Consider the following 26,861-nt stretch of genomic DNA (forward strand, 5'->3'; position numbering starts at 1 on the left):
GCAAATTGCCCCGCCTTTTGTTTCTGAAAGGCGCTTCAGCGATCAATTCGCGGTCTTGGCCTTGTCCTGCTCGTCCTTGAGCTTCTTGGCGAAGTCCTGGTTGTTCTTGGCGACGAAGTCCTGCAGCTTCTTCTGCCGGTCCTCGATGTCCGACTGCTGCAGCGGCGGGCCGTCATAGGCGCCGCTGAAGCCGGTCAGCGCGATCTTGATCGGGTTCGGCTGGTTCTGGAAATTGATCGAGGTCAGCGAAATTGCCTGGCCCTTCTTGAAAGACGCCACGAGTTGGTCCGTCAGCGGCACTTCGGCGACGCAACGATCCGGGAAGCAGATCACATAGTCAAGTTTCTGCGCTTTGCCGCCGTCGATTTGCAGGCCGATGCCCGGAGGAATAAGACGGCCGGTCGGAACCGTGACCTGGAAGACCTTGCGGTTCACCTTGCCCTTGAGCTCGATCATGCTGACGCCGGTGACGAGCTGGCCGTTGCCGGCGGTCACGATGTTCTGGACATTGCAGATGTCGACGTCTTCCTGCTTGGTGCAGGCCTTGAACCAACCCTGAGGGATCTGCGGCTGCTGCTGAGCCGAGGCGGTGACAAGCCCGGCGCCCAGAACGCCGACCACGCCTGCGGCCAGCACCGAAAGGCGGTACGCGTTGATCGTCATATGGTGCACTTTCCTCTCAAATGATCCCGGGGACCGGCTTCGTCATGCCGTGTGGTCCAGCTACCTGTTGCCCAAATGAGGCAACAGGATGACTTTGGAGCGCGTGTTACACTGCCAGCGGCGCCGAATCCAGCCCGATTTCCGCGATTTCTTCGTGGTTTCGTGTCCCCGGGGCGAGCGTCGATTGGCAACGCGCCGGCTGAACCCGATTCCCATTGGCGCGCCGATTCAATCGGGTAAGGAAATGCTCTAGGGTGCATGGCGAATCACAAAGCCGCCCGGCAAGGAGACGGTCATGGACCGCGTTCTCGTTCGGCTGATCGCCGCGACCTCGTTTCTGGCTTTTACGCTCCTTCCGGCACAGTCGGAGCCGAAGCACGGCATAGCCATGCAAGGCGAGCCGGCGCTGCCGCCCGATTACCAGCACTTCGACTATGTCAATCCGGACGCGCCGAAAGGCGGAAACGTCACCTATTGCGTCGTCGGCTCCTTCGACAACCTCAACCCGTTCATCCTGAAAAGCCTGCGCACCACGGCACGAGGCATGATCGATACTGTTTACGGCAATCTCGTCTTCGAGCCGCTGATGCAGCGCAACTACAATGAGCCGTTCAGCCTCTACGGCCTGCTTGCCGACAGCGCCGATATGGATCCGGAGCGCAAGAGCATCGAATTTCATCTCAACCCCAACGCAAAATGGTCCGACGGGCAGCCGGTGACACCGGAGGACGTGCTCTTCACTTATGACGTTTTCGCCGACAAGGGCCGTCCGCCCTACAGCGAGCGCATGAGCATGATCGCCAAGCTGGAGAAGACCGGCGATCACAGCGTGAAATTCACCTTCAACGACAAGGCCAATCGCGAATTCCCGCTGATCGTCGCGCTGACGCCGATCATCCCGAAACATGCCTTCGACAAGGACACATTCGACAAGACCACGCTGAAGCCGTTGATAGGCAGCGGACCCTACACTGTGGACAAGGTGCAGCCCGGGCAACGCATCGTTTTCAAGCGCAATCCGGATTACTGGGGCAAGGACGTGCCGTCGAAGCGCGGGTTCGACAATTTCGACCGGATCACCATCGAGTATTTTCTCAACGCCAATGCCAAAACGGAAGCGTTCAAGAAAGGAATCTGCGCTCTCGACGACGAGACCGATCCGGTCAAGCGCGAGCGCGACATCGATTTTCCGGCCTTCCGAAAGGGCGATGTGAAGGAAGAATATTTCAACACCGGCATTCCCCCGGTAGTGACCGGCTTCCTGTTCAACACCCGGCTGCCGAAGTTCGCCGATCCCGTGGTCCGCCGCGCGCTCGGCATGCTTTACGACTTCGAATGGACAAACAAGAACCTGTTCGGCGGCAAGTTCAACCGCACCATGAGCTATTGGCAGAATTCGGAGCTGTCCGCGATCGGCCATCCAGCCGACGATCGCGAAAAGGCGCTGCTTGCCCCCTACCCCGGCCGCGTGCCGCCGGACGTGATGGACGGCACCTGGCGCCCACTCGTGACGGATGGTTCGGGCCAGGATCGCAAGGTGCTCAAAACCGCCTTCGAATTGCTGAAGAGTGCGGGCTTCCACGTGCAGGACGGCAAGATGCTCGACCCGCAGGGGAGCCCTTTCGGTTTCGATATCCTGACGTCGTCGCAGGATGAAGAGCGGCTGGCAGCCGTCTATCAGCGCACGCTGGAAAAGATCGGCATAAATGTCGGCATCCGCACCCTCGACGGCGACCAGATCCAGTCCCGCAAGCAGCGTTTCGACTTCGAAGTCCTGATCGGCACCAGCGGCTTCAGCAACTCGTTGTCGCCCGGCAGCGAGCAGGTCGGCCGCTGGGGATCGGCGGCCGCGAAAGCGGTAGGATCGTTCAACCTCGCCGGTGTCGCCGATCCGGCGATCGACGCCGCGATCGACGCCATGCTGAACGCCCGCGCCAAGGAAGACTACGTCGCCGCGGTCCGCGTTCTCGACCGGCTGCTGATCTCCGGCAACTACATCGTGCCGATGCAATACAACACGCAGCAGTGGCTGGCTTACTGGAGCTATCTGGAACATCCGCAAAGGACCCCCATATTCGGCTACCAGCTGCCGACCTGGTGGCGAAAGCCCAACTGACGCAGGCCTAATCAATCGCGACCAAACAGGAGACGAGCAATGAGCGCCGAGAACTCCATCACCGTCGATGTGGTGTCCGATGTCGTCTGCCCCTGGTGCTTCATCGGCCAGAAGCGGCTGGACAAGGCCATTGCCGCTGCAAGCGACGTCGACGTGCATATCCGCTGGCGGCCATTCCAGCTCGATCCGACCATCCCGCCGGGCGGCATGGATCGCCGCCAATACATGCTCGGGAAGTTCGGCAGCGAGGAGCGCATCCACCAGATCCACGCGCGCATCGAACCGCTCGGCGAAGCTGAGGGAATCCATTTTGCGTTTGGCGCCATTAAGGTCGCTGCCAACACGCTGGATGCCCATCGCGTCATCCGCTGGGCGGGTGCAGCCGGCGAGGACGTGCAGAACCGGCTGGTGCGCCGCCTGTTCCAGCTGAATTTCGAGGAAGGCGCCAATCTCGGCGACCATGCCGTGCTGGCCAAAGCCGCAGACGAAGCCGGCATGGATGCAGCGGTGGTCGAGACGCTGCTGCCGACCGATGCCGACGTCGAGGCGGTCCGCAACGAGATCGCCACCGCCTCGCGCATGGGCATCACCGGCGTGCCATGCTTCCTGCTTGAGGGCAAATATGCCGTGATGGGCGCGCAGGATGCCGACACGCTTGCCGACGCCATCCGCCAGGTCGCCAAGGCCAAGGCGCGCGGCGAACTGGAAACCGCCGCGGGCTGAGTCTTCCTTCTGCGCAACTGCCGACGGAAAACCGCCGCTCACTTTTCCTGGAATTGCGCTCCTACTTCGCGGTCACCTTGGCCTGGCTCAGGAAGAAGCCGTGGCTATTGCTGCCGCGCAGCTCCCTGCCCTGCCGCCAAACACGATCTGGTGAATCGTATCGGACACGACGCTGAGTTAGGATCGGCAAGGGTTTGGCTGATTTGAGGGCGACATAAATGGCAGTCAGGCATGGCGCATTGCTGCTGCTCTCTTTGCTTTTTGCCCTGGGGCTCCCATTGTCGTTGCAGCGCGTATCGGCCGAGGAGGCCGTTATGTCGGCGACCTTCGAAGGCAAACCCTGGACGGCGTCCTTCACCCTGGCCCAGACGATGCAAATGGCCGGCAAGCCGATCTTGAACCTGTCGGGAACAGAGCAGGGCTTGCCGACCATGACCTTCAATTCGATGCTGGCGCTGAAGGATCCGAACGATCTTGCCGGCAGCTATGCGCTCAAGACCGGGTCCGCCGCGAACAGCGTCAACTTCAACATTCTCGATTCCGGCGCCATGGTCGGCCATGTCCGTTTCGGCAGCGGTGAGATCGTCATCGACAAATACGACGCCGCCAGCAGGACCATTTCCGGTCATTTCAGCGCTTCCGGAAAAGACGAATCGGGCGAGCCCGAGGAGCTCACGGACGGTAAATTTTCGGGCATTCCGGTTACCGCGCAGTAGCCATCCCGGCCCGCGGACACCTCTTTTTCGTTCACAAACCCGTGTTTTTTGCTTCCCCAGGGGAAGGTCGCCGCCGCTTGGCGCAATCGCCTTTAATGCGCTGGAATAAAAGCCGAAATCAGCGCGATGGGCGGCGTCTCGGCACAGCCTGTCTGTTGCCCTCATGCCACGGTGGGTAACCCTGTTCACATTCACGGGTAGAAAATTAATGGAAAATGATCAATTGGTGTTACCCTGTGTAACAAAACTAGAAAAGGTTTGGGCGGGATCGTGATTGGGGTCGGTAGACCGCGACGTACAGTACCGGAACAAAAATCCAGCGAGGCAAAGACCTCGTCCCTGACGCCGGTATCGTCGATGCGTACATTCTGGGGGCTGATGCGAGCCTACTGGTTGTCCGACCGCTGGAAGGAAGCCTGGACGCTTACCCTCGTCATCGCGCTGCTGACGGCGCTTTCCAGCAAGGCTGGCGTTTGGTTTGCCGTAGCGCTAGGCGAGTTGGGCAATTCGATCGCCTTCCTCCACGATGCCGCCAACACCCATCCGCTGCAGACCATCCTGACCAATGCCGGCATATTGGTGCTGTTGGTGGTGCTGAAGGACGCCTGCTTCACCGGCGTGCGCAACCTCGTTTCGACGACCTTGCATCGTAAATGGCGCGGCTGGCTGAACAACCAGTTCAACCAGGCCCTTCTCGACGGCAACCACACCCATTTCCATGCCCAGCATGGTTCGGCGACCGGTGGTGTCGTCGCTCCTGATAACATCGACCAGCGCATTCAGGAATCGATCAAGGACATGACCGGCGGCGCCATCGGTCTGGCCATGGGCGTGCTGGGTGTGGCGACGTCGCTCTATTTCATCGGCGAAAACCTGATTGGGTCCTCGGTCGAGGTTAAAGGTCTGGAGTTCCTGGGCAGTTACGGCACCGCGGCGCTGGCTTTCCTTGCCGTCGCTATTTACGTACCGCTGAACACCTGGATCGCGGTCAAGCTCGGGCGCCTGCTCGAGCGGCTCAATGTGCGCATGCAGCAGGCCGAGGGCAGCTACCGCAGCGAATTGACGACATTCCTGCGCCGCAGCTTTCACGTCGCCGCCTCGCATGGCGAGGGCGTGCAAAAGTCGATGCATGACAGGCTTTATGTCGACATCGACAAGACATGGGGGCGGCTCAATGTTGTCAACACCAGCTATACGTCGTTCGAGCTGATCTACAATTTCGTCGGCGCCCGTATTGTTGCCTACGCACCGGGCCTAATGTCGTTCATCCACAACCGTCTCGATTACAAAGGCTACATCACCGGCTCTGAAATGGTCGCCCAGCTGATCAGCCAGTGCTCGTGGTTCATCCATGTGATGCCGGCGATTGCGACGCTCAGAGCCAACAGCCAGCGCGTAACCGAACTCGCCAACGCCGTCGAGAACGTCCAGCGCCCGCGGGAATTCTATCAGCAGACCGGCCGCTCCGATTTCAGCTACGCCACCCAAAATCCGGTGTTCGGCCTGACCATCCAGAAGCTGGAACTGGCGCATCAGGGCGAGGACGCAACGCCCTTCCTCGGCGCCGCCAATCTGCGTTTCCGCCGTGGCGAGTGGACCTTCCTCAAGGGCGAATCCGGTTGCGGCAAGACTTCGCTGATCAAGGCAATCAATGGCCTGTGGCCCTACGGCCGTGGCACCATCGTATTTCCGGAAGGCGTGACGGACTTCTATGCCGCGCAGGAGGTGAAGCTGCAGCAGGTTTCGCTGAAGCAACTCGTTTGCCTGCCGGGGTCCGAGAGCGATCATAGCGACACGCAAGTGGCCGCGGCGCTGCACAAGGCCGGCCTCGGCGACTTCATCGAACATCTGGCCGATGAGAGCCGTGAGGGCAAGATCTGGGATCAGGTTCTGTCGGGAGGCCAGAAGCAGAAGCTGGTGGTCGCCCGCATCATCCTGCAGCAGCCCGGACTTCTGTTCCTCGACGAGGCGACCGGCGCGCTAGATCCTGAAGGCAAGATTGCCTTCCACCAGGCGATCAAGGACAATTGCCCGAACGTCACCGTAATCAGCGTCATGCACGAAGCGGTGCCGCCGCGCTCGCTTTCCGGCGAGGAATTCTACCATAGCGTGGTCGCGATCGCCGACGGTGTCGCCACCAAGAAGCCGCTCGCCCCCAGCCTGCCGCGCGAGCTCACCACCATCCTCGCCCAGCCGCCCCGTGCAGCCGAGGACAAATGGCTGCGCTTCCGCCGGTTGAAGCAGAAATAGCAGTCATGCCAAGCCTTTGACCGGCCGCCGTGGCTCAGCTTAGGCTGCCCTCGATCACACTGTCGCGATCCGGCCTCCTCGTACCCATTTTCACCCCTCCTCGCGATTGACTCGGCAAAAACCGCTCCTACGTTGCGCCCGCTCGCAGAATTCCAACTCGAACCCGCGAGCAGAAAGGTCAACCCGCCATGCCTGGCGACAGTCACAGTCGAACGCAACCGCCGTCCGCCCTGACGTGACCTGATGGCTCACGTCCTGCCGGGCGGCAGGGAGTGAGCCATGAACGAATTCGCACCCGTATTGGACGACGAAGCCGTCGCCGTCGCCCGCGTTCTTGACAGCGATCACGTCGCCGACGTTGTCGAAGCCCTCAACCACGAACCCCGCGAGACAGCTATCGAGCTGCTTTGCGCCATGCCGTTCGAGCGGCTGGTCGATATCTTCGACCAGCCGGAACTCGAAGCCGCGCCGGAGCTCGCGGAAGCCCTGCCGCGTCCGAAGGCGAGCAAGCTCTTGACCGCCATGTCGGTCGACCGCGCGGCCGACATCCTGCGCGAGCTGGATGAACCGGCGCGCTCGGAGCTGCTCGGCGCGCTTGCCCCGCCGCTGCGCACCACGCTGCTTTCCATCCTGGGATATCCGGAAGGCAGCGCCGCATCGATCATGACGACGGAGTTCGTCAGCGTGCCATCGGACTGGACCGTCGGGCGCACGCTCGACTACATCCGCAAGGTCGAGCGCACGCGCGAAACCATCTACGCCATCTACATCGTCGATCAGCGGACGCAGCTCCTGTTGCGCTCGACCGGACTGCGTCGGCTGATCACCGGCAATCCGGAGGATTCGATCCTGTCGGTCGCGCCCGATCGCGTGCCGGTGACGGTGACGCCGCTCACCGATCGCGAGAACCTGGCGCGGGCTATCTCCAAATACGACCTGCTCGCACTGCCGGTTGTCGACCACGGCAGAATCCTCGGCATCGTCACCGTCGATGACATCATCGACACGATGATCGAGGAGACGACCGAGGACGTGCATCGTTTCGGCGGCATGGAGGCGCTCGACGAGCCCTATATGAAGATGGGCTTTTTGGCGATGATCCAGAAGCGGGCAGGCTGGCTCTGCGCGCTGTTCCTCAGCGAGATGCTGACGGCCAACGCCATGCAGAGCTACGAGGGCGAGTTGGAGAAGGCGATCGTGCTGACGCTGTTCATCCCGTTGATCATGAGCTCCGGCGGCAATTCCGGCTCGCAGGCGACGTCGCTCGTCATCCGTGCGCTGGCGCTGCGCGAGATCGGTCTTGGCGACTGGTGGCGAGTGGCGTTGCGTGAGCTGCCGACCGGCCTGGTGCTCGGCTCTATCCTCGGCGTCGTCGGCATCTGCCGCATCACGCTCTGGCAGTATTTCGGCCTCTATGACTACGGCCCGCACTGGGAGCTGATCGCGGCGACCGTTGGCGCAGCCCTCGTCGGCATCGTAACCTTCGGCTCGCTGTCGGGATCGATGCTGCCCTTCGCGCTGAAGCGCATCGGCTTCGACCCGGCGAGCGCCTCGGCGCCGTTCGTCGCCACGCTGGTCGATGTCACCGGGCTGGTCATCTACTTCTCGGTGGCGTTGGTGATCCTGCGCGGCACGCTGCTTTAGATCTGAAAAACCTTACCGCCGCCGGCATTGTCGGCGGCGGTTTCCAACTCGCCTCAGACGCCGTAAATCGCGTCGCGCACCGCATCTGGAAAGGCCCCGGCCATGCCGGCGATCGCCGTGTTGGTGAGCAACACCACCGTCAGATCGCGCGTCGGGTCGACGAACCAGGAATGGCCATAGACACCGCCCCATCGCCACGTGCCGACGGCCTGCGGCGTTTGCGCCGCGGCCGGGTCGCGCAGCACCGCAAATCCCAACCCCCATCCCCAGCCGGGTCTGGTCGTCTCGATCCCGACAATGGCATCGGCGGTCATGGCCCGTGCCGTTTCACGCCGAATGACGGGTCCCCCTCCCTTGCGCAGCGTTTCGAGGAGTTTCAGCACATCGCCGGCAGTACCGTTCATGCCTGTGCCGCCGGAGGCAAAGGAAGCCGGGGCGAAGGTCCTGGCGGGCGCGAAGGAGATCAGGCCTTCGCCAAATGCCACAAGATGGTGCTCGCCCATTCGGACCGGTCCGTCGCGCCCGTCCGCGTAAGGAGTTACCAGGCGCGTTTCGTCACGCACGGCAAAGGCGCTGTCGCTCATGCCGAGCGGCTGGGCGACCAGGCGGTCGACCAGATCGGGCAGCGAGGCGCCGGCTGCCCTTGCCATGACCTCGCCAAGCACGTCCATCGCCACCGAATAGCCCCAGCGCGTTCCCGGTGCATAGGAGAGCGGCACCGAAGCGATGCGCGCCAGGTTTTCGGCCATGGACAGCCCGGGCTGGTCAAGGCCGTCCGACACGCGAGCGTCTTCATAAGCGTTTCCGGCGGGCTGGGCGAATCCATAGGCCAGGCCGGCGGTATGGGTCAGCAACTGCCGCACGGTGATGACCGGCTCGCTGTCATCCGGTCGTTTTGGGCGGAACCCGGGGATGAACCTGGTCACCGGATCGTGGAGCGCTATCCGGCCTGCCTCGACCAATGACAGCGCTGCGGCGGCAACGATCGGCTTGGTGACGGAGGACAGCCGGAAGATGGCATTCTCGGCCATCGGCCTGCCCTGTTCCCTGTCGGCAAGGCCGAAGGCTCGGCGATAAAGCGTGTCGCCGCGCTCGGCGACCAGGATCATACCGCCGACGACGCGCTGCTCCTCGATGGCCGCATCGATGACACGGTCGATGCGCCGGCCGAAATCGCGGTCGAGCGGGGCGGCGGACATGGTCAGATCCAGGGCAAGGTCTAGACGCGCTCGCCGTTCTTCACACGATAGGTCGGCTTGTACATCGTGACTAGTTCCTCGGCCGCGGTCGGGTGCACGGCCATAGTGCGGTCGAAATCGTCCTTGGTCAGCCCCGCCTTCAGCGGAATGCCGAGAAGCTGCGCCATCTCGCCGGCGTCCGGCCCGAGGATATGGGCGCCGAGCACCTTCCTTGTCGAACCGTCGACCACGAGCTTCATCAGCATCTTCTCATCGCGGCCGGACAGCGTGTGACGCATCGGGCGGAAGGATGCTCGGTAGATCTCAACGTCCGCATAGCGCTTGATCGCATCATCTTCCGACAGACCGACGGTGCCGATCTCGGGCTGCGAGAACACCGCTGTCGGAATGGTGTCGTGGTCCGGTGCGGTCGGGTTGTCCTTGAAGGCGGTCTCGATGAAGCACATCGCCTCATAGATGGCGACCGGCGTCAGCTGCACGCGGTGGGTGACGTCGCCGATTGCCCAGATGTTGTCGATGTTGGTGCGCGAATATTGGTCGACAATGATCGCGCCTGTCTTGCCGAGTTCGATACCGACGCCTTCCAGGCCCATATTCTCGGTGTTGGGGATACGACCGATCGCCAGCATGACCTGGTCGACCGTCAGCGTCTGGCCGGAGGACAGCAGCACGTCCAGCCTGCCGCCCGGGGTCTTGCGCACGCCTTCGGAGATCGAATGAGTGAGAATCCTGATCCCCTTTTTTTCCATGGTTTCATGCAGCGAGCGGCGCAGGTCCATGTCGAAGCGGCTCAGGATCTCCTGACCGCGATAGACCAGCGTGGTATCGACGCCCAAGCCGTGGAAGATGTTGGCGAATTCGACGGCGATGTAGCCGCCGCCCTCGATCATGATCGTCTTCGGCAATTCCTTGAGGTCGAAGGCCTCGTTGGAGAAGATGCAATATTCATGGCCGCTCAGCGCCGGATGCGGCGCCGGCCGGCCGCCGGTGGCAATCAGGATCTGGTCGGCGCTGACGGTGCGGTCCTCGGCGGTCAGATATATGGCATGCTGATCCACGAGCACGGCACGCGAGTGAAAGGTCTCACCGCCTGCGCCCTCGACGTTCTTCTCGTAGATCGCTTCGAGCCGCGCGATTTCCTTGTCCTTGTTGGCGACCAGCGTCAGCCAGTCGAAGCTCGCCTCCGGCACCGTCCAGCCATAGCCTGCGGCGTCGGCGAAATGCTCGGGAAATTGCGAGGCATAGACATAGAGCTTCTTCGGCACGCAGCCGCGAATGACGCAGGTGCCGCCGAAGCGGTATTCCTCCGCGATGGCGACGCGCTTGCCGAGGGCTGCCGCCACCCGTGCCGCCCTTACCCCGCCCGAGCCGCCGCCGATCACGAACAGATCATAGTCATAACCGGCCATCGCGATGGGCTCCTGCGGATGAGAAAGACCGGTCACAGGTAGGCTGCAAAACGGCAAAAGAAAAGCCCGGGGAAACCCGGGCTTTGTGGTCCAGCGGCCATCGGCCGATTCGAAGCCGATCAGTTCGCGGAATTGTCGGCTGGAGCCGAGCCATCGGCCGGAGCCGATCCGTCAGCCGGCGCCGAATTGTCGGCGGGAGCAGAACCATCGGCGGGCGCGGTGGCGTCCGGAGCCGGCGCTGCCGGCGCCGCGGCCTTGGCGGCGGCCGCGAGCGTCTCTCCGACCTGCTGCGCGAGATCGCGGGCAACACCGTTCTGCCAGATGTCGGCGGCCTTCACGAGGTCGCGCGTCACCGCAGGGCCGTTGTCCAGCAGCTTCTTGCCGGCATCGGAGCTGTAGAAGGCGGCGATATCGTTGAGGTCTTTCTCGGAGAACACCTTGGCATAGGCCACAGCCGCCTCCTTTTCGAGATCGGAGCGCCGCGAGGCCATGCCGATCGCCTTCTCGGTCACGGTCTTGCCGATCAGCTCCTGCATGTCGGGGTTCTTCTGGATCAGCTGTGACTCCAGCGCGGCAGCCGCCTGCGGCAGGATGTTGTCGAACGAGTCCGTGGCGTGGATCGCGGCGACTGCCGCACGCGCTGCCTTCAGGTGCGATTCGCTGACATCCTGCGCAAACACCGGCGCAGACAGCGCAAGGACGGCCGAGGCCGCCAGAAACATTGAAAGGCGGCGAACCCGTTTATGCAACATCATGGTCGATAGAACTCCCTGGTTTTCGGGCGGCATGGACGGTTTGGATGCCATCGCCGCTGGCGATGATGGCCGTTGACGCCAGCCCGATGAAAAGACCGTGCTCGACGACGCCTGGAATGGCGAAGAGAGCATTCGAAAGCGCTCTTGTATCCGGAATGCGGCCAAAAGATGCATCGAGGATAAAGTGGCCGCCGTCTGTAACAAATGGCTGGCTTCCCGTCATCCTCAATGTAACCGGGCCGGAAAGGCCGAGGTCGGCGGCAGCCGCGGCGACCGCGATCTCGGTGGCGCGCAGACCGAATTTGTTGACCTCGATCGGCAGCGGGAACCGGCCGAGCGTCTCGACCATCTTGGACCTGTCGGCAATGACGATCACGCGATCGGACGCCGCCGCCACGATCTTTTCGCGCAGCAGCGCGCCGCCGCCGCCCTTGATCAGGGTCAGATCCGGATCGACCTCGTCGGCCCCGTCAATGGTGAGGTCGAGTTCGGGCGTCTCTTCCAGCGTCGACAGCGGCACGCCGAGCTCGCGGCACAGTGCCGCGGTGCGCTCGGAGGTCGGCACGCCGACGACCTCGAGCCCGGTCGCAACCTTCTCGGCCAGCAGCCGCACGAACTCTTCAGCCGTGGTGCCGGTGCCGATGCCAAGCCGCATGCCGCTGCCGACATGGGCAAGCGCTGCCCGTGCGGCTTCGACCTTCAACTGCCTTGCATCCATGCGGAGCCTCGATTTCGCCGGTTTCGCGCGCCTCCTAGCATTTTTGCCCGTCCCGTCAAAGGCTCCTCCGTCAAAGGCCCTGTGGACCGATCGAGGCTTCTTGCTTGAACCCGGGCCAGCCTGTATCGGCTGCGGCAACTCAACTGCCGCAGGACCGCCCATGACCCGCCCGATCATTGTCTTCGACCTCGACGGAACGCTGGTCGATACGGCGCCCGACCTGCTCGACAGCCTCAATCACAGCCTGGCGGCGAGCGATCTCGCCGCCGTCGATGAAGCCGGCTTCAGGCGCTTCGTCGGCCATGGCGGCCGCGTCATGATCGAACGCGCGCATGCCGCGCAGAACAAGGCGCTGGCGGCGGAAGAGCACGACCGGCTGCTGAAACTGTTCCTCGACCACTACACGCTGAACATTCCCGGCAAGTCCCGCCCCTACCCCGGCGTCTTGGCGGCCCTCGACCGCTTCCAGGCCGCCGGTTATCTGATGGCGGTTTGCACCAACAAATATGAAGCGAATTCGGCGACGCTGATCGGCGCGCTCGGCATGTCGAAGTACTTTGCCGCGATCTGCGGCCAGGACACTTTCGCTTTCCGCAAGCCCGACCCGCGCCATCTCACCGAGACGATCAGGCTGGCCGGCGGCGGCCCGCACAATGCGGTAATGGTCGGCGATTCGCAGACCGACATCGACACCGCCAAGGCGGCCGGCGTTCCCGTCGTCGCGGTCGATTTCGGCTACACCGACCGCCATGTGCGCGAATTCGAGCCGACGCTGGTGATCTCGCATTTCGACACGCTGACGCCGAACCTGGCGGAACGGCTGATCGCAGCGGCGCGCTGAGCTCTGCTCTCAAGCCTTCTGGGGTCGGGAAAATTAGGTTTCGATATCGGTTGGCACATTGCCTTGACTTCGCGCACCCGCCTCCCTTATATCGCGGCTCGCTTCGGCCTTCGGGCCAAGGGCGGGCGATTAGCTCAGCGGGAGAGCACACCCTTCACACGGGTGGGGTCGCAGGTTCAATCCCTGCATCGCCCACCATCCGCTTCTCCCGAAATGCGACTACCAACACTGCACATGGTCCGCAAAAGCGGCCGCTGTTCCTTGCACGCCGCGTACGCCTGATCGTCCTCCACAGGCGAGACCGACTCTACCTAGTTCATTTCAACCGTCCGGCTCTTGCTCTTGGTAATAAGCAAGGGCACTCTGCTTGACAGAATCTTCAGGGGGTGGGAGACAGTGCTTAGCTTACGTGAAAAGCACCTTTGGTGCTTGGTCCGACGTTTCGTCAGACCTCAGTCGATTGATAGGTTTTATTCGGCGCGGAACAACGCGGTGTCTAACCGCCTTAACAGGACGCTCCGCTCGGTAAGACCCCACGTTATTCCTCGCCTCTCGCTCGGTAAGTGATTACGGGCGGCGAAATACCTGATTTGACGGACCGTATGGACATGAACACCATTCATGTCCAAGCTCCGAGCAAGATTATTTTTCTCTGCGGTGGGCCCACCGATGTGGCAGCAATAAAGCCGATCTCCTTGCGAGAGGCTTTCACGCGCGTTTACGGCAAGCCGGGGCTTAAAGAATTCAATACGGTACGTCCCGAAGATTTTCGGATATTCCCGCCACATGGCCAATATAGAGATTGGCTGAGTTTTGAGTCCGAGTTCGCCGAAATTGTCGATCTAATCATACTGTTCTCGGAAAGCTATGGCAGCGCGGCCGAGCTTGGCGCGTTCTCAAAGGTCGACGAAATCGCGGTTCGTTTGTTAGTTGTTCTGGATGACGCCAACTACAATGCCGATTCATTCATAAAGCACGGCCCGGTTCTTTTTCTTGAAAATACGTACGGTCCAGGTGCGGTTTGCGTTCTCGATCGTAAAGATATCAAAATTGAGAGCATCCGGAACGTTACAGACGTTGATCTCGATACATTTGCAGAAAGATTAATTCCTGCTATCCAGAAACGGAAAACAGACTACCGAGAGAGAACCACCCTAAACCCCACAAGACCTGGACACATCATTAAGTTTATCGTTGGTCTTATACAACATTATGGCGCTTTAAAACAGGAAGAAATTAGGTCGTTACTTGACTCAACTCCGGTTAAAATAGCACCTGAAAAGCTTCCTGATTATATCCTTTGTGCGCTAAACGCAGAGTGGATCGTCAAAGATAGACGCGGTGATGTTGTTTATTACTGCGCGCGCCCTCATCAGAAGGATGCACTCGAATATCGAATTCGAAAGGACGTTAAATTTGAAGACAAGGAGCGTTGGTACGCAAGAATAATCGAGTTTTGGAAGTCGCACGACAGCGAGCGCTTCAGCTGCATCCAGAATGCTCTAAAGGTAGCGAAATAATGCCGAGCATCGTCGAATCTCTAGCGATTGAAACCGGCTTGCTGCCTGATCTCGTTGAGCGAGTAATGATAACCGCTCCCGTCCGCTATAAGAATTATCAAATCGACAAAAAAGGGGGCGGAAAGCGTTCGATTTCGCAACCCGCGCGAGAGGTCAAATTACTCCAACGCGCGTTGATTGAGATATTGCTGCGAGATCTTCCAGTACATTCTGCAGCGACCGCGTATCAAGCGGGCTTATCAATCCACGCTAATGCGGTTCCTCATGTTGGGCATGGCCCCATCCTGAAAATGGACTTCAAGGACTTTTTTCCGACCATTAGAGACCATGATTGGGAGAAATATTGTCGGAGCACTCAATGCCTTTCGGATCGCGAAGATATTAGGCTTACCGGCTTGCTCATTTGCCAGAGACCCAAGAAAACGGTGGGACTGCGGTTAGCGATAGGCGCGCCATCATCTCCCTTCGTCTCCAACGCCCTGCTTTATGAGTTCGATGAAGCGGTCTCAGCGGCGGTGGCAAAAGACAAAGTCATATACACTCGCTACGCCGATGATCTGACCTTTTCTGCTCCTCGGCTCGGGCACCTTCGCGACGTTGAGAAAACCGTTAGACAGACGTTGAAAGGTCTGCATTTCCCGAGGCTTAAGATAAATGAGGACAAGACCACCTACATTACGGCCAAGTTTGGTAGGCGCGTAACAGGTCTCACGTTAACCAACGACGGCAAAGTGTCGATTGGCCATGTTCGCAAGCGGCTGCTGCATGCTCAAGTCCACCGCGCTAGCAGGGACATGCTAAATGACGGTGAACTGATGGAATTGAAGGGAATGCTCGGTTTTGTGAATAGTGTTGAGCCCAGTTTTTTGGATGTATTGAGGCGGCGCTATGGCCTTGCCACGGTGGTTCGTGTCCAACGCTTTGAGACCGTGCCACCCGCTCAAGAGCCTTCAGATTAAAGACCAATCATGGGGCGCCACGGTTGTCGGGTCCTTGAGGTGGAACGCAGACCGCATATTGTTGCGTCCTTCAGATCAACCCCCTCCTCACATTCATGCGCGTCACGGCCGTCACCAGGATGGCGCCGGTCATGAAATAGAGCGTGGCGATGATGTGGCCTTGATGGAAATGCAGCCCGGCAAACAGCAGGGCCGTGACCACGGCAAGGAAGGCGATGACGCGCGAGAATGCATCGGGCATGGGGCGACCTATCAATCGAAATGGATGGCCGCCCTCATTCGGCCTATCGCTCCATAGATCGGTTTTCGATTTTTCGCAATCAGTACGGTGGCAAAGTCCGCGCGTCTCAGACCAGATCCACCTCCACCCACAGCCCGCCCAGGCCACGAGCCGCGTCTCGCGGCACGCTGCGCACCGCCTGGATCGAACCGGACGGCGTGGCAAAGGCGGGCTCCCCGTTCTTTTCGGCCAGCCACGCATCATCGGCACGGATGACGCGGCCCTTCGTCTTTGTCTCGAGCGCGGTGAGGATGCCGTCATATGGCATCTCGCCCCAGTGCACTTTCACCGCGTCGGCCTTGTTGGTCGGGATGAAGGCCGACAGGTCGGCGCTCGTCAGCAGATCGAAGCCTTGTTTTTGCGGCGTGGCGTTCTGGCTGCCGTGATGGGCGACCTTGAGATAGACGGTGCGCGCCAGAAGATCGGCTGATGTAACGGTCCTCTGCCCGACCGGCCATTTCAGGTCCTTCCAGCTCAGCCAGTTGCCGATCTGCGCGTCGCCAGGAAACAGGAACACCCGGCCGCTGTCGATGAATTCGAATGCAAGCACCAGGCTGGTGTTGTTGACGCCGCGGTCGAGCCGCAAGGCCAGGTCGGCGGCGATCCCCATCCAATCGGCGTCGATGCGCCGCCAGGACTGCTCCGGACTTTCCTGCGGCGCGGTATGCGCGATCGGCTCCGAATAGTGCTTGCGGACATAGTCGACAGCCGAGTCGTCGGCCTCTCCGCTCAAAGCCACCGAGAGCGGGGTGCCGATGCTGTCATCGAAAGGGCTGAGTTCATCGACAAAGCCGGGGTCGCTTGTCTCGTTCGCCTCGAGGCCGCTAGCCAAGGCCCGGGTGAACGGGCCGCCGCTCGCCAGCGGGAACATGGCACCGGCCTGCTCTTCCAGCCGCAACGCCGCCTTGTCGCGCGGCGGACCGAGCACGTAGATCTGGAGACCGGGCAGTTGCGGTATCGACGTCGGTGGCCCGCCGGGCTCGAAATAGCGTGGCGGTTTTGCGCAGAGTTTCGCTGCCGCGTCGCGGGCCGAGCGCACGCGCTGGCCTGCGGCGCCGAATTGAAAGCCCAGCACGGCGTGCAATCCGTCGCGCACCCTTTCCATATATGGGTTGAGGCCTTGCATCCCCTCAAGCTGCTGCCCAGCGCCTTGTAGGGCGGCCAGCGCCTGGCCCTTGAACTTGTCCAGTTCCGCCGCCTCGGCATCGGCAGGATTCTCCGTCCAGGCCATCCACACTTCCCCGATCGTGAAGGTCTTGAACAGGTCATTCGCGGTCAGGAACCCCGAGACATGATCCCAATGCTCGTGGGTAACGACGAGGATATCGATGAGGCCTCCTGTCTCATTCTTGAGGTCCGTGACAATATCGCCGACGAGCGCCGGGCCACCCGTGATCGAAACATGGACGCCGCAATCGATCAGGATGCGAAAAGGCTGGCCCTCCTGTGTCTTGAAGGTCAGCAGATGGCAGTCGCCGATGCCTTGGCAGTAATGGCGCACGGTGACAAGCGGCGACTGCCCGGACGGAATTGCAGAGGCCGCCTCGGGCTTGGCGCGTGTCGCTGGCTTTCTAGACATGGTCGTCATCTCCGTCGCTGGCATGCAACATCGCGAAGGGTTCCGACGTCTCGCCGCCGAAGTAGAGCGCCCTGAGTGGTGAAAGATAATTCGCCGTCACGGTCGCGGTCTGCCGCTTCCGCCGATCCGCGCTTGCAGTGTTCTTGATGATTGCGTAGCGGATTTCCTCATGCCCCTTGCGCGGATCGATGATGATCGTCGCGCCACCCCGGAACCAGAAGAATTCGTCGCCTTTTTTTGCCACCCCTTTGAGCAGCAGCGCGCCGTCAAGACCGACAGGAACCCGCTGTTGAACGGCGGCAATCACCTCGATGCGGAACGAGCCGTCGGGCGCCACGCGTCGGGTAGGGCGAACACCGTAGATGTCGAAAGTCGTCTCGCCGTTCCTAGCTTCGTGCATCATCACGCCGTCTTCGTCATAGCGCGGCAGGTCGCAAAGCAGGCCGAATTGCTCGAGGCGGTCCGGATGCCCGATGAAAGCATCCCGCATCGACTTCCAGAGGGCAAAGCGGTTCGTTTCGTTGAGCTCGAAAATCTTCGAACGCTTCAGTTCCTGATCCCAGCTGAGATCGATTCCGCGAAGGCATTTCTTCAGCCAGTCGGGCGAGGAATCGACATTGACGGGCGCGCTCCACGCCAGTGTCTCCTCGGAGATGGTGCGCACGTCGCGCGGTAGAAGCTTCAACTTGCGGAATGATTCGATGAACGCCAGGCGATAATGCAGCGGATCGTCAGGATAGGCGTCGCGATCGGCAGTGATCAGGGCGCGTAGATACTCGCCGAAGGTGATGTCCACGGCCGGACAATAGTCGAGCGCGCGGATGCACATGGTGAGCATCTGTTTCGCGATTTTCGTCGTTTCATCCGTGAGGCGGTCGACAAGGCCGGGGTGCAGCACGCCTGCCGGCAGAACGCCGGTTCCTCCGGTGGCCAATTGGATCAGATCCTCGGTGCGTCGCGTGACGATAGCCTCGAATGCCTTGTAGACCGCAAACACCAGGATCGATCCACGGCCATGCGCTTCGAAGGTCGTATAGTAGTCAAGATTGCCGGACAGGTCGGCGCCGCTATATTCGCGCAGCGGTCCGGCCATCCCGCTGCCCTCGCCGAACTGCCTGGCGATGCCCGATAGCAACGATGCTGCCGACAGGGTTCCCTTTGCCTTGGCGATGGTGAAGCTGACCAGTTCCTTGAGCGTGAAGTGCTGGAAAAGCGCGACAATGTCGGCAAATGCCTCATGAAAGGCCGGCACGTCGGCGTTCGACGCTTCCTGAAAATGGCGATACAGCCCGTCGAGCAGCGCATGCGACATCTCATGCGCGACGATGTCGTTGGACAGGCAGGAAAACACCGTCGTCCCGGGCGTGGTGACATCGCCATCCTTGCCCGTTGCCGGAAAGTAGCCGAACAGCAGAGCCTTCTTTTCCGGGCTGTAATAGGCATTCTCGGCGCGCAGCGCGTGCGGATAGATGCGAAGGCGCGGCACATAATAGGCCTTCGTCTCCATCGCGCCCAGGCGACCGGGATGATCGGCGTAATGCGACGCCCAAAGCGCGCGCCGACCGAGCGCCCGTTCGAAATGGCCGATCGTCGTCATGGCGACCGCATAAACCATTTGCTGATGGAATTTCGGATTACCTTCGGAGGGCGTCAGCCCGTCCTGGGCCAGCAACTGCTTGTCGTTGAGGTCGACTGGATCGTAGACCCGATCCGACGCCGGATCGACGTCGATCACCTCCAGATATTCGCCGATCGGCCCGGGCCGCAACGCTGCCTCGGTCAACGGTTTGTCGTCCCAGGGTACGGAGAGCGTCGCCCGGTACACGGAAACCGAATCCAGTTGCTTGGCGATGGACGGATCCAGCGCATAGATGCGCAAACGGCGCTGCGGCGGTGGCGGCAGTCGCGGCTTGCGTTTGACAACCGGCTTGGGGGTCGCGACGGGTGCGGCAGCAACCGCTGTCGCGCCTGGCCGCCCAAGCCACCCTTCCAGAAAGGCCCTGAGCGGCTTTGACGGATTGCCCTGGTCGAGTGCGGCTTCAAGGTAGCGGTTGCGTGCCGCGGTCGAGACCTTGTCCGGATCGGCATCCGGGTCGGCGATCGCTTGTTCGATGGCAACCGTGTGCTGCGCCATCTGCGTCAGTTCCAGCGCAAACATCATGCGCTGCCGCAGTGTCGCCGGCGGTGGCGCCGCCAATGAATTCCCTCCGGTCAGCAAGTCCAGCCAGCTCCATGTGTAGGTGGCGGGAGCTAGCTTCGTGAGGCTTGCCGCCGTCGGCGGCAGGAAGTCCAGCGTATCGAGAGCGCGCAACACGCCTTGCCCGATCTTCTCCCTTGTCTCCGCCGCATTCATTTTGGCCGTCGATTTCAAGGCCTTGGCGAACAACGCCTTGCGCACCGCCTCGATGCGCATCCACGGTTGCGGATAATTCTTCACCACATCCCAATGCTCGGCCAGCCAGAGCGCGGCGGCGGCGGCGATCTGCGGCGTCGCGGCCGAAGTGCCGCTGCCGTCCATGTCGACGATCTTGCGGCAATCGATCTCGGCCCAGGGCACGTTCGGCGTGTAGGCTCCAAGCGCCGTGGCCATTTTCGAGGGCGGCCCGTAATTGCCTTGCATGGTGCCGAGAGCGAGCCCGGCATAGGCGCGCCCGTCGCCCATCACACCGCAGGCCGCGAGCACGCGGTTGTAGCGCGCGGGATAGACGATGCTGCTCGGCGTAATGGTAAAATTATTGCCCGCCGCGGTGACCATGACCAGGCCGTGCTCATAGGCAAGGTTGACGGCGTCGACCAGGGCTTGCGAGGCGAGACCGCCCATGCTCATCGACAGCACCTGCGCGCCCTGCTGGCGCGCATAGTCGATGCCTTGCACCATGGTGCCGGTGGTCAGTCGCACCACCCAGTCGGCGATGCGCACCGGCAGGATTTTCGCCTGCGGCGCGCCGCCGACGAAATCGCTGAAGCCCGGCCAGTGTGGCGACGTGCCGTCGAGCTTGTTGCCGGCAAGCAGGCTGAGCGTGCCGGTGCCATGGCCGCGGTTGCTGGTCAGCGTGCCGGCCGGAGCATGGTCGGTCGCATTGTTGGGACCGGTTCCATCGTCGACGAAATTACGCTGCTGCGCCTTAAGAAGCCCGGACGGAAGGGTCTGGTGGCCGGGATCGAAACCGGTGTCGAGATGAGCAATGGTGATGTTGGCTTGCTTGGCGCCCACTCTGTTGCGCGCCGCCAGGAACTGGCTGAAGTCCGGCGCGGCATTCCAGGCGACCCGGCCCAGTACCGTAGCCTGCCCACCGCTCGGGTCCTGTTCATCGAAAGTGCATGCCGGAGCGGCGGTTGCCGCCATGCCGCGATCGCCGCCGCTGTCCTTGTAATCCCATTGCTGCAGGATATCGGGCTCGATGGCGAGCACCTCGGCGCCCGCGGCCGCCAGCGCCGGGTTCTGCGCGACAATGTCGTGGGCGTGGTCCCAGGGATTGTCTGAATCGGCGGCCTCCGTCGCCAGCCGCAGCCAGGTTGCGCCACGATCCGCGGCCGCGGCCGGACTTGCGCCGCCGGCGCCAGGCGGAAGAGAGAGGATCGGTTCGGCTTCGATCCCGCCGATCCGCGGCGGGCCGCCTCGCACCGAGAGCCCCGCGCCGTCGCCACGAACCTTTACAAGGAGTCCCCTCGCGGTTGCCATGGCATTCCCCTCCCCCTGAGAGAACCATGGCGCCGACCGTTCGCTCCAGTCAAGCCAGGGTTCCGGCCATACTTCGATTGATCTCTTTGCCGACTAGGCAATCACGCCAAAAGTCTTTCGAAGCAAAGATTGATCGAGGCATGGACCATACATTACTAAAATAACAATCGCTCCGCCCGACCCGCACATCTGTGACCACCTTCACATACGCCAAACAGAGTTTGCGCGCAGATGTGGCAACGGCGGCATCAACGGCTTGAGCTGATCTACAGTGTCCCAAGATTGCTTCCGGACCGTAATGGATGCGGTTTCTCAAGAAGGAATTTTGATCACCTAGCCATTTTCAGATTTGCTGTCTGCGCGCATGGGTACCTCCCACCCAAGCGCGCGGACGGCGTTCTCGAAGGATCGGCCCGTGCCCGCCAGTGCGCCCGGTCTCCTGATAGTTTGCCGGCTTACCCCATTTCGACGCGACAGGCGTGACATTCGAACTTATGTCAGCCACCCGTCGAACTCGGTCAGCCACCATAGAAGGAGACGACACTTTGATCGAGCACGCACTTGTCCTACAATTTCCGCTTAACGAGAGGCGGAATCGTATCATGGCTACAAACGGCGCGGACGACAGGAACCTGCCGCGCCTGGCGCGGATCGACCCGCGCCAGTTCGACCTGCTGTTCGGCGGCTGCAAGCTGGAGCGCTATGCCGCCGGTCAGCACCTGTTTGTCCAGGAGGACGCCTCCGACCGCATTTATGGCGTGATGGCCGGCACCGTCGAGATTTCGATCTATTCGCCGGGCGGGCAGAAGCTGGTGGCCAACATCGAGCTGTCGCGCAGCCTGGTCGGCGAGATCGGGGCGCTGGACGGGCGTCCGCGCACGGCAACCGCCATCTGCCTGACGGCATGCGAGCTGGTGTCGCTGAGCCGGACACAACTCTTTGACCGCATTGAGAAAAATCCGCCTCTCGCGCGCGGGATGATCGAATTGCTGTGCGCCCGGCTGCGCTGGGTCAGCGGCGAGCTGGGTGACCAGGCCTTTTTCGGCATCGAAGCCCGGCTGGCGAAACGGCTGGTGTTCCTGAGCGGCGTGATGGCCGACTCGGCCGGCTGGATCCCGATTTCGCAATCCGAACTCGGTGAATTCCTCGGCGCGACGCGCGAATCGGTCAACAAGACGCTCAACGACTGGCGCGGCCGGCAGATGATCGCCATCAAGCGAGGCGGGCTGCGCATCACCAATGCCGCCGCGCTGAACCAGATCGCCGATTCGCAAGACGACGACTGAGCAATCAAGCTCGGCGACTTCGCCGTAGCGGGCTCGGCGACTTCGCCGTAGCCTTCCGTCGGAATTGCACTGAAACAACAAAGCGGTTCGTCGTTCCCATGAAACGGCGAGCCGCTTTGAGCGCCCCAATCAGAGCCGTGAGATCAGGTAGCGCAGCGAGGAGCGGCTCGGCATGAAGAAATAGCCGCCGCCTTTCGTGGTGACAAACTGCGGGACTTCCTTAAGCACAGTGACCTTCTCCCACGACGGGATCGTGAAGTGGCTGCAGCCTTCGCGCGATCCGATTGTCGGATCCTTCTCACCGACAAGGCCCTCGAATGACGTCGACGAGACCCAGGTCTGCTGGACAAATTCGTACTGACGCTCGATGTCGGCGTTGAGGCACATGAAGAGCAATCCCTTCTCGACCTTCCCGCCCCTGTCCTTCTTTTCATAGGTACGGCCCACACGCAGCATGCGGTGACGCTTGCCGATCTGGATCTGTGTCTCGCGATCCTCGCCAAGCGAATCGCGCGGATTGGACCGGCGTATGTGCGCGCCAAGCGGACAGGCGTGGCCCTGAGAATCCTCGGCACCGAGCGCAAAGTCATTGTCGGCGGCACGTCCGGGATGATCGGGATTGCGCACCAGCGAACTGCCGTTCTGCCAGCGGCCGACCATCTTAGCGGCAACCCACTCTCGGGTGATGCTGTCATTGCCGGTTTCGCTCGCCGCACGTGCGGCGGCCTCTTCGCAGTATTTCTTGAAGATGCCGACATGCTGCTCGAATTGGCGCACGACAAGAAACGAGCCGTTGCGGCCGAAGTCCCGCGGCGGCGGAGGCAGGCCGGGAATCAGTCGGCTGCGGCGCACCTGCGACAGGATCCTGTTCTGATCGCGTGTGGCGCTCACCGAGGGCGAGGCCGGATAGAAACCATGCTCGTCGCGATAGCCGAACAGGAACTCGCCGGGCTCGACCAGATGCATGGGCGCGGCAACCTTGTTGGCCCGCGCCGTTCCCCGTACGATCGGCTGCGATATGCCGTCAGCAAATCCGAAATGCTCATAGGCCGGCGGACGCCTTTGCTTGCCGTTGTGTTCGGCGGTCTGGGCTGCTTTTGCTTCCGCTTCGCCCGGTTCGCGCTTCACAATGAGCGGCAGTTCGGCGGCGACGTTCATTCCGGCCTCTGCCGTCTTTTTCTTCACGGCGGCGACCTCGTTCTTCAGGATGGCTGGCGTCTTTGCGTAGCACACGACAACTGCGTCGACCGGCTTGCGCTGCGAGCCCCACTCCCATTTGTCGGATCCGCCGCTGCCCATATCGTCCAGGATTCGCCGGCGCTCGGGATTGCCCATGCCGTGGCGGAAGGCGATCGGGAAAGTATCCAGCGGATCGTCATCAATGCCTTCGTTGAGCCCCAACTGCCGCAAACCACCAGGGCCGAAGGCCACTGTCATGGCTCGGTTGACCGGCTTGCCATCGCCGAAACTGGTCTGTTCGACGACGAAGGCCAGCCAAGCCTTGCGTTTGGCTCGAGGAAGTTTCTCCGGCACTTGGATTGCTATCATATGGCCATAGCCAAGCGGGCCGAACGGACCAAAGAAGATGGACTGGATCTCGCCAGTTTCCAGCTGCTGTTCGAGAGGCGGCGGAAAGGCTGAACTAACATTCGCCAGAATCGAGGTGGTCTTTTGAACGGCGGTTCTTTCCGTCATCGGGCGCGGCAGCGAACCGAACAGGCTTAACCAGTCGCGCGCCTCGTTGCCAGTTGCGGAAGCGATGCCGCGCCTGATGCGCGAATTGTTCCGGATGCGAACGGTGTTGATGTCGCGATAGGCCGAATACCAGAAGAGTGTCGGCACTTGCTGGCGGCGCGCCCAGCGCTTGAAGCGGTCGCCGTCGCGCGCGCCATCGAGGAACAGCCAGCGCGTGCGCGGATAGCCAACGGCGTTGCTCCACACACCGGTCAGGCCCTCAGATGCCTTGGCGATGAAGTCCTCCAGATAGCTTTCCCAGCTCCCGCCATAGTTGGAGAAGAACATCAGCTTGTTGGTGCCGGGCAGCAATACCCATCGGGCGAAATGGATAGTGTTGATGGTGTTGAGAAAGCCCGGCTTGAACACTTTTTGCGCCGAGATCGAGATCAGATAAAAAGAGAGCCTGAGCGCCGACCGCCTCAGGATGCCGGGCTTCATCGTCGAGATCGCGGTCAGATTGTTTTGCGCCCCGTGATCCTCCCTGGCTAGGATTTCCTTCAGCACGGATATCTCGATCGAGTTAGTCTCCGGTTTGTCGCTGTCTTCGAGACGCCGCAGCGCCCAGAAGCAGAGTCCCAGCAGCAAACCTACGGACGACAGAATGCCAAGCGCGCTCAAAATCAGCGAGGCGCCGACGATAAAGATGGTCCGGAAAGTCCACCAAGGCGGGTCATTGAACACCGTCACATAGGTCAGCCAAGCGAAGAAGAGCCAGACCGCCACGACGCCCACAAACACGGCTGGCGTGAAAAGCGTCGAGGTGAAGGCATACCGCCACTTGCCCGGCGGTTTCTCGAGCAGGCTCTCGGCCGGCTCGAACGCCCAGGCGAATCTTCCCAGCGAACGGACATGCTCGCGGGCTTCGGCGAGCACCGCCCGAGCGTCGCCGATACCCTTTCGGGGCCGCTCGACGATACCGCGTACGGCTTCGGCAAGCTCCTGCTCGGCAAGGATGCGGCGCACGGAATGTCCCGGCGTGCCAGCGAAAACCAACCCCGCGGCGCTGCCGAAGGACGGCGATATCTCGATGTGGTTCCTCTTCAGGAAGTCCTCCAGCGAGCCGCCATCGGGTAGGCCGCAGACATCCCTGAAGATCGGCCGCAGCCGGTCACCGATTGATTGCGCGATGGCTGCAATGACATCGTCGGTGCTGCCGTCGCCAGAGATTTCGAACACCAGCGCGCCGGTCTCGAGCCCTGATTTCTTGTCCTTGCCTGTCGGAGCGACGGCCAGGCTGGTGAAATGAATAGTGCCGACCTTGTCGAGTGCGCCGCGCAGTTCGCCGGCCGCGGGATTGCCGAGGTCGGCGACCTTGTCGCGCACGGCATCAAGCGGCATCGGGCGGGTGATCGGGCAGACCACCGTCACCATCGACTGGTCGGCGGTGCGGCAAAGCGCCGAGCGTTCGAAATCGACCTTGAGATTTGCCGGATAAGCGCCGACATCGACCAGCTTGCCCGCCTTGCCCCGCGCGCGGGAAAGCTTCGGTTTGCCGAACAGGGCGCGAATGCATTCGCCGATCTGGATGCGGGCGATCTCGGCGCCGATGCACAGATGGATGCCGTGACCGAAAACCATGTAGTCGCGGTGCGGGCGCGATGTATCGAACTCGTTCGGCCGCTGCACGATCTCCGGATCGAACATGGCTGACAGCGTCGCCGGCATCACCACCGTTCCGGCCTTGACCAGGCGCTCGCGGCGCGTGCCCTTGCCGATGACCGCGTCACGCCTGGTATAGCGCCAAGGGCCGATCCAGATCGGCTTGAAGCGCATGGCTTCCATGATCGCCCGGTCGAGCTTCCCGGTATCCCCGGCAGCGACAGCCTCATCCACGGCCTGCCGCGCATCGGTTCGCGACAGGATCACATCCAGGCAATTGCTGCCGGCAAGCACATTGGTCGGCACAAAGCCGGCGACCATCCCGAGCATAATGGAATGAATGTCGGGCAGCGACAGGCGTCCCTGGTCCATCAGCGCGACGAGACGGGCCAGCGGCCGGTCGTCCTTGCCTGCCTTTTCCCTGACCGCGGCGATCGAGCGGTCTATGATCTTGATCAGCCGGTCGCCGGCGACCACCGCAAGCTGGCGCGTGACGGGATTTGCCGTCGGATCGGAAAAAAACAGCGCGCTGAGCGCGATCGACCACTCGGCGAATTCGGTTTCATCGTCGATCTCGAGGCCGAAATAGTCGCGGCAGATGCGCACCGGCACGATCTTCATCAATCCGGCGATGGCATCGAAGCCAGGACTGGCGCGGGTCGTGATATCGCGCGAATGCCGCTCGGCGATCGGCCTGACGGCGGCTTCGACTTCCGCCGGCGGGAAAGCGCTCAGCACCGCCGATTTCATCTGCCGGTATGCGGCGCCGTCCTGCATGCCCAGAATGAAATTCGAGCCGCGGGCCAGTTCGGCCATTTCCGGCCCATAGGGCGTCTCGAACTCGTCGCCGCGCTCCAATATGTCGCGAACATCGGCTCCCTTGGTGACGAGCAGGAAATTGCCAAAGCCAAGATTCGGCCAGAAACGGCGCAGCAGCGCCAGCAACCAGCGCGGATCGCCGAGAAGAAAGCCGGCGATGCGCGAGGCAATGCCACCTTTGGAGCGCAGGCGATCGATGTCGAATGGCGGCATCTCGGCGACGGGGCGCTGGCTCTTCTGGGCGGCCCGGACTGCGGCGAAATACTTCAATGTGATCATGCGCGTTCAAGCCCCCCGGCTGTCCACGTCGATAAAATGCCGGCATCTATCTGGCCTAGATTTGCATCGGTCCGGCGTATGTGAATT

18 protein-coding genes and 1 tRNA gene are annotated in these 26,861 nt (G+C 61.7%); 10 read left to right on the forward strand and 9 right to left on the reverse strand.

Annotated features, from left to right (window positions below):
- Positions 1–42: 42 nt before the first annotated feature.
- A complete protein-coding gene (locus tag RFM68_RS09895; protein ID WP_320232555.1) occupies positions 43–663 on the reverse strand; it encodes an invasion associated locus B family protein in 621 nt (206 codons plus the stop codon).
- A gap of 295 nt (positions 664–958) precedes the next feature.
- Between RFM68_RS09895 and RFM68_RS09900 the strand changes: the two genes are divergently transcribed.
- The 5 genes from RFM68_RS09900 (at position 959) to mgtE (ending at position 8,112) form a co-directional block, all read left to right on the forward strand.
- A complete protein-coding gene (locus RFM68_RS09900; protein ID WP_320232556.1) occupies positions 959–2,779 on the forward strand; it encodes an extracellular solute-binding protein in 1,821 nt (606 codons plus the stop codon).
- 39 nt (positions 2,780–2,818) lie between these two features.
- Positions 2,819–3,502, forward strand: a complete 684-nt coding sequence (locus RFM68_RS09905; RefSeq protein WP_320232557.1) for a DsbA family oxidoreductase — start codon at positions 2,819–2,821, stop codon at positions 3,500–3,502.
- A gap of 314 nt (positions 3,503–3,816) precedes the next feature.
- Positions 3,817–4,218, forward strand: a complete 402-nt coding sequence (locus tag RFM68_RS09910; RefSeq protein WP_320232558.1) for a DUF6252 domain-containing protein — start codon at positions 3,817–3,819, stop codon at positions 4,216–4,218.
- A gap of 357 nt (positions 4,219–4,575) precedes the next feature.
- Positions 4,576–6,468 carry an ABC transporter ATP-binding protein/permease gene (locus RFM68_RS09915; protein WP_320232559.1) on the forward strand — a complete coding sequence of 631 codons (1,893 nt, stop codon included), beginning with the start codon at positions 4,576–4,578 and terminating at the stop codon, positions 6,466–6,468.
- A gap of 279 nt (positions 6,469–6,747) precedes the next feature.
- Positions 6,748–8,112 carry a magnesium transporter gene (mgtE, locus tag RFM68_RS09920; protein ID WP_320232560.1) on the forward strand — a complete coding sequence of 455 codons (1,365 nt, stop codon included), beginning with the start codon at positions 6,748–6,750 and terminating at the stop codon, positions 8,110–8,112.
- 53 nt (positions 8,113–8,165) lie between these two features.
- Here mgtE and RFM68_RS09925 read toward each other — a convergent pair whose 3' ends face one another.
- The 4 genes from RFM68_RS09925 to rpiA all read right to left on the reverse strand — a co-directional run bounded on the left by RFM68_RS09925 (position 8,166) and on the right by rpiA (position 12,193).
- Complete coding sequence (locus RFM68_RS09925; RefSeq protein WP_320232561.1) at positions 8,166–9,311, reverse strand: serine hydrolase domain-containing protein; 1,146 nt, start codon at positions 9,309–9,311, stop codon at positions 8,166–8,168.
- 20 nt (positions 9,312–9,331) lie between these two features.
- The gene (gene gor, locus RFM68_RS09930) at positions 9,332–10,720 is read right to left on the reverse strand and encodes a glutathione-disulfide reductase (RefSeq protein WP_320232562.1); all 1,389 of its coding nucleotides are present in this window, start codon (positions 10,718–10,720) and stop codon (positions 9,332–9,334) included.
- Between the two features lie 119 nt (positions 10,721–10,839).
- Positions 10,840–11,475, reverse strand: coding sequence for a DUF2059 domain-containing protein (locus RFM68_RS09935; RefSeq protein WP_320232563.1), 636 nt, complete (start codon positions 11,473–11,475; stop codon positions 10,840–10,842).
- Positions 11,462–12,193: a ribose-5-phosphate isomerase RpiA gene (gene rpiA / locus RFM68_RS09940; RefSeq protein ID WP_320232564.1), complete on the reverse strand. Its 732-nt coding sequence runs from the start codon at positions 12,191–12,193 to the stop codon at positions 11,462–11,464. The genes RFM68_RS09935 and rpiA overlap by 14 nt, the downstream gene beginning before the upstream one ends.
- 160 nt (positions 12,194–12,353) lie before the next feature.
- Here rpiA and RFM68_RS09945 point away from each other — a divergent pair, with 160 nt between their 5' ends.
- From RFM68_RS09945 to RFM68_RS09960, 4 genes are all read left to right on the forward strand, one after another.
- Positions 12,354–13,034 carry a phosphoglycolate phosphatase gene (locus tag RFM68_RS09945; protein WP_320232565.1) on the forward strand — a complete coding sequence of 227 codons (681 nt, stop codon included), beginning with the start codon at positions 12,354–12,356 and terminating at the stop codon, positions 13,032–13,034.
- A 123-nt stretch (positions 13,035–13,157) separates the two neighbouring features.
- A tRNA-Val gene (locus tag RFM68_RS09950) sits at positions 13,158–13,232 on the forward strand.
- 410 nt (positions 13,233–13,642) lie between these two features.
- A complete protein-coding gene (locus tag RFM68_RS09955; protein ID WP_320232566.1) occupies positions 13,643–14,554 on the forward strand; it encodes a retron St85 family effector protein in 912 nt (303 codons plus the stop codon).
- Positions 14,554–15,513, forward strand: coding sequence for a retron St85 family RNA-directed DNA polymerase (locus tag RFM68_RS09960; protein WP_320232567.1), 960 nt, complete (start codon positions 14,554–14,556; stop codon positions 15,511–15,513). The genes RFM68_RS09955 and RFM68_RS09960 overlap by 1 nt, the downstream gene beginning before the upstream one ends.
- Before the next feature lie 70 nt (positions 15,514–15,583).
- Here RFM68_RS09960 and RFM68_RS09965 read toward each other — a convergent pair whose 3' ends face one another.
- The 3 genes from RFM68_RS09965 to RFM68_RS09975 form a co-directional block, all read right to left on the reverse strand.
- Positions 15,584–15,754, reverse strand: a complete 171-nt coding sequence (locus RFM68_RS09965; protein ID WP_181164840.1) for a hypothetical protein — start codon at positions 15,752–15,754, stop codon at positions 15,584–15,586.
- Between the two features lie 106 nt (positions 15,755–15,860).
- Entirely contained in the window at positions 15,861–17,372 is a 1,512-nt protein-coding gene (locus RFM68_RS09970) for a ComEC/Rec2 family competence protein (protein WP_320232568.1), read from the reverse strand.
- Positions 17,365–21,054: a S8 family serine peptidase gene (locus RFM68_RS09975; RefSeq protein WP_320232569.1), complete on the reverse strand. Its 3,690-nt coding sequence runs from the start codon at positions 21,052–21,054 to the stop codon at positions 17,365–17,367. The genes RFM68_RS09970 and RFM68_RS09975 overlap by 8 nt, the downstream gene beginning before the upstream one ends.
- 602 nt (positions 21,055–21,656) lie before the next feature.
- Here RFM68_RS09975 and RFM68_RS09980 point away from each other — a divergent pair.
- The gene (locus tag RFM68_RS09980) at positions 21,657–22,340 is read left to right on the forward strand and encodes a Crp/Fnr family transcriptional regulator (protein WP_320232806.1); all 684 of its coding nucleotides are present in this window, start codon (positions 21,657–21,659) and stop codon (positions 22,338–22,340) included.
- Positions 22,341–22,469: 129 nt separating this feature from the next.
- Here the strand turns inward: RFM68_RS09980 and RFM68_RS09985 are convergent, their stop codons facing one another.
- Positions 22,470–26,774: a cytochrome P450 gene (locus RFM68_RS09985; RefSeq protein ID WP_320232570.1), complete on the reverse strand. Its 4,305-nt coding sequence runs from the start codon at positions 26,772–26,774 to the stop codon at positions 22,470–22,472.
- Positions 26,775–26,861 lie beyond the last annotated feature (87 nt).

The sequence above is a fragment of the Mesorhizobium montanum genome (assembly GCF_033977145.1).
Classification (GTDB): domain Bacteria; phylum Pseudomonadota; class Alphaproteobacteria; order Rhizobiales; family Rhizobiaceae; genus Mesorhizobium; species Mesorhizobium montanum.